Origin of the sequence: Bacillus sp. JJ783 (genome assembly GCF_036963225.1) — a bacterium.
Lineage (GTDB): Bacteria > Bacillota > Bacilli > Bacillales > Bacillaceae_G > Bacillus_A > Bacillus_A cereus_U.
In genome coordinates, this window is sequence record NZ_JBALMG010000019.1 from 340 (window position 1) to 8,368 (window position 8,029).

Genomic DNA, 8,029 nt, shown 5'->3' on the forward strand with positions numbered 1-8,029 from the left:
TCTTTTTACATGATTAAACTGATTTGGATTAATATTAGCTTTTTGTGAGAGTGCTACAATCTCTTCTTTTGTAATTGAATCTTTAGTATTTATAGATGCTATATTTGTATATTTTCCATCTTCTGTTTTTGGAATTTCTAAAATTCCTTTATTTACAAGATCAACTACAGCCTTATGCTCGGAAGAATGTGTATCTACACCAGTAATTTTCCAATTATGCATAACTTTTGGCGTGTATACACCGTTCTTTACCTCTTTTAAATATGTAATAGCAAGGTTACGAATGGTTCCGCCTGTTTCTCCGAATGCATTCTCTTGTTTAGATGACCAAGTTTGTTCAAATTTACGTCCCTCTAAAGCTCCCCCTTTTGCCTGAAGAGCCTCCATTCTATACGCATTCATTCCTAGCGTCATAACATCGCTCATTTTGATTGGTTTATTTGTACGAATAGAGCGTAAATTTGTAATTCTATTTCCATATGGTTTTGTTAAGTCAATTTCGTATTTTACGCCTCCAAAGAAATCGTTCGTACTGTATTTAGACGCACGACGGTTTTTATCAAAACTAACTGTTACATCTCCGGCACGAGATGAGTTAAAATATCCTGCTGCCCATTCCATATAGTCTTTTAAATCTTTTCCAGTTATCTTATATACTGTAATTTCTCCCAAAGCATATTGATAATTATACGCAATATCTTTCTTCTTTATAGGACCAATATCCAAACGGGCATAATCATTATCAATTTGATGGGCTACTACATCCGCTTTACTGTAATAGAGCATGACTTCATGAAAGAAATCTGATAAAGGTGTCTCTTGAATCTGCACACTTGGAATACCCTTTATTTCATTTTCAGGAACAAGGTTTCTACCCTTTAATTGAGCGACTACAACATTTGCATCTCCTCTCGCATACTCATGAAAAGGTGTTAGTGTTTCTTCAAGTGTAGAATCAGATAATACTGTAGTTCCATCAGCATTTTTTACAGGTATAGCGGTAGCAGTTTTATCTTTTAAAACAAGCTTTCCATCTTGCTTTGTAAAAGTAAGGTTAATACGTGAAATATGCGTTCCATATTTATCTGGTTCTGTAATAATTACGCCATTTACAACTTCTTTTTTTACAAGTTTATGCATATGAGCCGCAAAAATAGCGCTTAGTTCCGGACAAGCATTCGCAATATCTTGAACACCAGTACCTGGGATTCCATTCTCATTTTCTAGTCCCATATGCATAACCCCTACCATTACATCTACTTTACCTTCTAATTCTTTAATTGCCTTTTTTGTCTCTTCTACTGGATTTTTCACTACTAAACCATCCAAATGATCTGTCCCTTTTTCAAAATCACTAATCATTGGTGTATTCATGCCAATAATCCCGACTTTAATTCCACCTTTTTCAACAATCGTATATGCAGGAAGAAAACGCTCTCCATTTTCCTTATAAATATTTCCTGCTAACGTCTTTCCCTTATATTGCTCACTAACTTTTTTCAATGTATCTAATCCAAAGTTGAATTCATGATTTCCAAATGCCCAGGCGTCATATCCCATTGTATTCATCGCTACCATCATTGGCGATTGTGGCTTATCGTTGAATAATTCTACTGAGTTTCCTTGAATTGTATCCCCGGCATCTACTAATATGGTATTTGGATTTTCTTGACGTACCTTCTTTATAACCGTATAAAGCTGCGTCAAACTTCCACTCATATTTGCTCCATCAAGCGCATAATCCCAAGGCATAAATCTACCATGAATATCTGCAGTACCTAACAATGTAATATTAACATCAGATTCCTCAGCCTTAGAAATAGCTGGTTTGACTGTTACTGCTGTTACAAGAAGCATAAGAATAATAAAATAGCATACATAGTTCTTCCATTTCATTTTTTGCATAATAACAATATTTCTCCCCTTTTTGTACTGTCATAAAGTTGCTTGAACTTTAAAAATGTAACTTATTATTCAGAAAAATTCAACTGCAAAAATAAAGAGAATAAAATGCATATATCCCCTAACAGAATTGTATTTTATCGTTTTCTGACAAAATACTTCTTCCTCAAACGTGTGAAGAGTGCTAAACCAACGGTAGATGTATATGTACTTCCAAAAATAATAACCCCGCTCTTCATTTAAGACGGGGGTTACACTTATACAGCAAATCGGATTCAGATTTTTTTCGAATGTTCGTTTCCTCTTCAGGAGTAAGATCTGCTAGTTTCGTAATTTCTTCAGCTTATTGGTTGCTTTCAACTAAATTCATCATAATTTTAATCAGGACTTCTATTTTATCACTCGAAACCTTGATGCTATCCCAAATCGCTCAAAAAATAGATAATGATGTTTACTTTTCAACTCCACAAAGCAATTTTATCTCTTTAATTTGTTCTATATGACGCTGTTCATGCAAATAGATTAGTTCTATCCACTGATCAAGAAGTAATTCTCCAAGAGCTGGATGCGTCACTGATTTTTTCGCTAATATAGATTCATCTTCTATTGTACTCAGGAAACGCATCAATTCTTTTCTAGAGTCGTTTAACAAATCAACCATTTGCTGCACTTCAAATGGTTCTATACTTGGTTCAATCATTTCTGGGGCTATAAATTTTATCGATCTATCTAATAAAATAGCGTGAATTTCTTTACGCTCATTTAAGATACTATCCATCTTTTTTAATCCCGATGAAATAACTGTTATAACTCTCTCATCTAATAAAACTAAGTGATGACAAACTTGTGCTATACTCCATTTGTCCTTATCTGGTTTCCTATTAAATTGAGCATCACTTAACAAAGTAATTTCCTCAAATAATTGATTTCTGGTTTCATAAAACTTGTCATTTACAAATGTATTCATGTGAATTCTCCTTTCGCTAGAACCTACATACTTAGATTCCTACGCTAGAAATATTCTCTATGGAAAAAAGATTTTCCTTCACTATTATTCCAATCCAATCTTTACTTTCTTTAGTAGGTTCTCTAATTCATGCTGAAATGTATGAGTTCTCTCAACATCCTTGAAGATTTCCTTGAGTTTATCATGCGCTACAGCTACATCATAATACTTTCCACGGAATCCTTTCAATATAACTACATAAAACGTTCCTAATTATCAATCTAGCATTTAATAAATGCAAAAAATCACCCTATTCATTCATTTTTAATGCTTATGTATATACATTTGTTAATTTATTAGTTATATTATGGGTATTGAATGATTACGAAAAGTTAATAAATCGCTTGTATAACACCTTATATTTTTATATCCGTGAAAACTACAAAATGTATAAAATTCCATTTGTCAAATGAATTTAATGCGGAAGGAGGTTTGTGGTTACTTCATCGGGATATAATAATCAGTTTTGAACTGATAAAAATATAGGAGGCGACATAATGTTTCGTACGATTTCAAACTTTATGAGAGTAACTGAGATAAGAAACAAAATTCTTTTTACACTAGCGATGTTAATTGTTTTTCGAATTGGCACGTTTATTCCAGTTCCTCATACTAACGCAGAGGTATTAAAAGTACAAGATCAAGCCAACGTTTTAGGCATGCTGAACGTATTTGGCGGAGGAGCACTGCAACACTTCTCAATCTTTGCTGTAGGTATCACACCATATATTACGGCTTCCATCATTGTACAATTACTACAAATGGACGTTGTACCTAAATTTACAGAATGGGCAAAGCAAGGAGAAATGGGCCGTAAGAAGTCAGCTCAATTTACTCGATACTTTACAATCATTCTCGCATTCATACAATCCATCGGGATGTCTTATGGCTTTAATAATATAGCAGGCGGACAATTAATAACAGATCCAAGCTGGACTACATACTTATTTATTGCGACAGTATTAACTGCTGGTACTGCATTTTTACTTTGGTTAGGTGAACAAATCACCGCTAATGGCGTTGGGAATGGAATCTCAATGATTATCTTCGCAGGACTTGTTGCGGCGATTCCAAATGTTGCAAATCAAATTTATTTACAACAATTCCAAAACGCAGGCGATCAATTATTTATGCACATTATAAAAATGGTCTTAATTGGACTTGTTATTTTAGCGATTGTTGTTGGTGTTATTTACATCCAGCAAGCAGTTCGAAAAATACCGATTCAATATGCAAAAGCTGTTTCAGGAAACAATCAGTATCAAGGAGCAAAAAACACTCATTTACCTCTTAAAGTAAATAGTGCAGGTGTAATTCCTGTTATCTTTGCTTCTGCCTTTTTAATGACGCCGCGTACAATTGCGCAGCTCTTCCCTGATTCAAGCGTATCTAAATGGATAATTGCGAATCTTGATTTTGCACATCCATTTGGAATGACACTTTATGTAGGTCTTATCGTTGCTTTCACATATTTCTATGCATTCATTCAAGTGAACCCTGAACAAATGGCTGAGAATTTGAAAAAGCAAAATGGATACGTACCTGGTATTCGTCCAGGTAAATCTACAGAACAGTATGTAACAAAAATTTTATATCGCTTAACATTTATCGGTGCCATTTTCTTAGGCGCAATTTCAATATTACCGCTCGTATTCACGAAAATCGCAACATTACCACCTTCTGCCCAAATCGGTGGCACAAGCTTACTTATCATCGTAGGTGTAGCATTAGAAACGATGAAGACGCTTGAAAGTCAGCTTGTGAAACGTCATTATAAAGGTTTTATTAAAAAAGTAAATTAATTACGAAAACACACTAGAAGTCCCAATAGCGACCTAGTGTGTTTTTATTATAAAAACTTATAATAATGGAGGTTTTGTCTTATGAGTCAAAGAATTGCCTACTATGATATTTCACCTGATGGTATGAAAATTATGATGGATATGGAGAAATACACGAAAAAATCCTCAATTAATCGTGCTGTTAGAGAGCTTATAAAAATTAGAGTCTCTCAAATTAATGGTTGTGCTTATTGTATCGATATGCATACTTCTGACGCCCGAAAATTAGGTGAAACCGAGCAAAGAATTTATTGCTTAAATGCTTGGGATGATTGTGATTTTTATACTCCTGAAGAAAAAGTTGCTTTGGAACTATCGGAGCATATTACTCTCATTCCTACTAAAAGAGTTCCTGAAAATCTATACAATCGAGTACGTGAATACTTTGACGAAAAACAATATGTTGATCTTGTGTTAATCATTAATCAAATAAACAGCTGGAATCGAATTTCTATTGCGATGGGCAATACCGTAATAAAAAAATAACACTCATCCACCAAACAATATGCGATCGATTTAGTTAATTGTAAAATTAAATACACCCTATATAAAAACACAGTTGGTTATTTCCCCCACTGTGTTTTTGATTTTACTATCTCTAATCTGTATTCTAATATGTTAATCATTTTCTTCTAAAGTTTGAATACGTTTTTCGCTGTTTTCCACATCATTAAACTTTAACTACATCTCTTTTTTTAACAACCTTCCTTGCTTAAAATAAACCCCAAGTGTAGAACGATTTGCTAAAAATACACCAATCAAGATTAAACAAGCACCAATTCCCATTGTAGGATTTAATGGTTCTCCTAATACAAAATAACCTACAATAACAGCGATTAACGGAGATACATATAACCACGTTGATGGAAATACAGGATTTGTTTTTGATAAAAGCCAGTAATATAAACCGTGTCCACCGATAGACCCTACAAATATGAGATATAAAATTGGCCATTGTACATTCCAAGATGTTAAGATCGTTAGATTAGGCTGTTCCATTACGATAGATACAATTAACAACAAAACTCCTCCATAAAACATTTGAATGCCGTTAATGAGAAATGGTGATACGTTAGGTAAATCTGAAAGTATTTCTTTTGAACGAATAGAACCTATTCCATAAAACAACTCTCCTACTAATATAACAAGGCAAGCGATACTCCATATGAATGTAAGTTCTTGATGCATTCCAGGTAAAGAAATACAAAAAACGCCTATAAGTGCTATAACTAAAGCAACAAGTTGTTCTTTTTGCAATTTTGTTTTGTTTCGCCTTGATTGTAATAGCAAGATCATCATTGGACCTGTTGCTGATAGAACTGCAGCTAATCCAGAAGAAATATATTGTTCTGACCAGTAAAGGGTCGCGAATGTCATAAATGTTAAACAAAAACCAGCATATATAATACGTTTTGATAATAAGTAAGGTATAATATCCTTTCTCTTTAATTTAAAAATAATAATGAGAATAAGGCCCGCCAAAAAGAAACGAATTCCAGCTGAAAATAATGGTGGTGCGCCCGCTTCTATTCCAATTTTTATCGTTAAAAATGTCGTTCCAAAAATAATACATACTAAAATATAATTTAAAATGACCATTTTTCTTCCTCCTTTTTACTCTTGAAATGAGTATAGAGGATATGGTGTATAACAGTGTATCAACGCATATAACAGTTGAATAAAAATATAGTTGATTCCCTCCATGTTTTTCGCTTTAATTGAATTAAAAAGAAAAACAGGTGATTCTATGAAGATAGTACTACGTAAAGAATCCAACATACCATATTACCAACAAATATATATGCAAATTGTTGAGAGGATTCAAAGCGGGATGCTTACACATGGCGATTACCTCCCTTCTTTACGTTCTATGGCCGATGATTTGCAAATTAGTTTATTAACTGTTCGTAAAGCTTATAAACAGTTAGAAACGAAAGGTTATATACGAATTGAACAAGGAAAAGGTGCCTATATACATAAACGTGTGAATAAAGATTTCAAACCAATTCCGTATCAATGGCAACAAACGAAATCCATTAATGTTATGCGTTCTCAATATGTAATGAACCAACACCGTAAATATTTCGATTTTTCACAGGCGGTTCTTTATCCACGTTTATTACCAAATCCATTTCTTTCAGATGAAATGCACAAATTACTTAATAAGGATCAAATGATACTAGCAACTTATGGACCTGTTCAAGGTGATAAAGAACTTAGAGTGGAAATAACAAACTACTTAAAAGAACACCAACAATTAGTTATAGATCCATCTCAATTATTAATTACAAGTGGTGCCCAGCAAGGAATTGATTTAATCGCTCAAACATTATTAAAGCCCGGAGACTTAGTTTTAGTAGAAAGTCCATGTTATGGAGCGGCGCTTGATGTATTTGTTAATAAAGGAGTTCAAATTATCCCTGTTAGTCTTGATAACAACGGAATTCGCTCAGACTTAATCGATGATATTTGTCAAAGGAAAAATCCTGTCTTGTTATATGTGAATCCTACTTTTCAGAATCCAACAGGTACTTTGATGAGTAAAGAACGAAGAATAGAGCTTGTAGAACTAGCAGAGTTATATAACTTCTTCATTATTGAGGATGACTCTTTCGGAGAAATTTATTTTGAGGATGCTATAGTACCTCCCCCCATAAAAAGCTTTGATACAAATGGTCATGTTATATATTTAAAAGGATTTAGTAAAACGTTAGCACCAGGCCTTCGCATCGCGGCGCTTGCAGCTGAAGGTCCTATTTTTGAATGGTTATATGCAGTGAAAGCTTCTATGGATATTGGTAGCCCTTTATTAACGCAGAAAGCACTACTTCCTTTTTTACGGGCGGAACGAATGAAAAATCATTTAGAAAAATTACGTACAGCTTTACAAATTAGACGTGATTTAACAATTGATATATTATCTCCATTAAAAGAATTAGAATTTGAAATACCTAATGGTGGATTTAACTTATGGGTTACACTCCCTCGGTCAATTGATCCTTTTACATTATTACAAAAAGCAAATGAAGTTGATGTTTCTTTTTTACCCGGCACAGCTTGTCTCTTAAGCCATGAAACTCAATATAATCATTTACGAATTAGTTATTCAATGTTAAATGAAAAAGATATGTTGATTGGATTAGAAAAATTATATGATACAATTGCCAAGTTTAAATCAATGTTTTAAATTCCAAAACAACAACTAACCTCTTATTCACACAATTAAAAACCAACACTTTTAAATTTTATTAAAAGTCAAGATATAAGCTGAACCTATTAT

6 protein-coding genes are annotated in these 8,029 nt (G+C 33.4%); 3 read left to right on the top strand and 3 right to left on the bottom strand.

The genetic code is table 11. The features are described from left to right. A partial coding sequence (locus V7038_RS04830; RefSeq protein ID WP_335469355.1) for a bifunctional metallophosphatase/5'-nucleotidase occupies positions 1–1,905 on the bottom strand: 1,905 nt, incomplete at its 3' end. Positions 1,906–2,353: 448 nt separating this feature from the next. Further along, entirely contained in the window at positions 2,354–2,869 is a 516-nt protein-coding gene (locus tag V7038_RS04835) for a DinB family protein (protein WP_199659434.1), read from the bottom strand. A 536-nt stretch (positions 2,870–3,405) separates the two neighbouring features. Between V7038_RS04835 and secY the strand changes: the two genes are divergently transcribed. Together secY and V7038_RS04845 are read left to right on the top strand one after the other, a co-directional pair. Further along, on the top strand, positions 3,406–4,710 hold the full coding sequence (gene secY / locus V7038_RS04840) for a preprotein translocase subunit SecY (RefSeq protein WP_199659433.1): 1,305 nt from the start codon (positions 3,406–3,408) through the stop codon (positions 4,708–4,710). An 81-nt stretch (positions 4,711–4,791) separates the two neighbouring features. Beyond that, positions 4,792–5,235: a carboxymuconolactone decarboxylase family protein gene (locus V7038_RS04845; protein WP_088078602.1), complete on the top strand. Its 444-nt coding sequence runs from the start codon at positions 4,792–4,794 to the stop codon at positions 5,233–5,235. Positions 5,236–5,430: 195 nt separating this feature from the next. Here V7038_RS04845 and V7038_RS04850 read toward each other — a convergent pair whose 3' ends face one another. Further along, entirely contained in the window at positions 5,431–6,348 is a 918-nt protein-coding gene (locus tag V7038_RS04850; RefSeq protein ID WP_335469358.1) for a DMT family transporter, read from the bottom strand. A gap of 148 nt (positions 6,349–6,496) precedes the next feature. On the opposite strand from V7038_RS04850, the gene V7038_RS04855 reads away from it, so the two are divergent. Continuing rightward, on the top strand, positions 6,497–7,936 hold the full coding sequence (locus V7038_RS04855; protein WP_199659430.1) for a PLP-dependent aminotransferase family protein: 1,440 nt from the start codon (positions 6,497–6,499) through the stop codon (positions 7,934–7,936). Positions 7,937–8,029 lie beyond the last annotated feature (93 nt).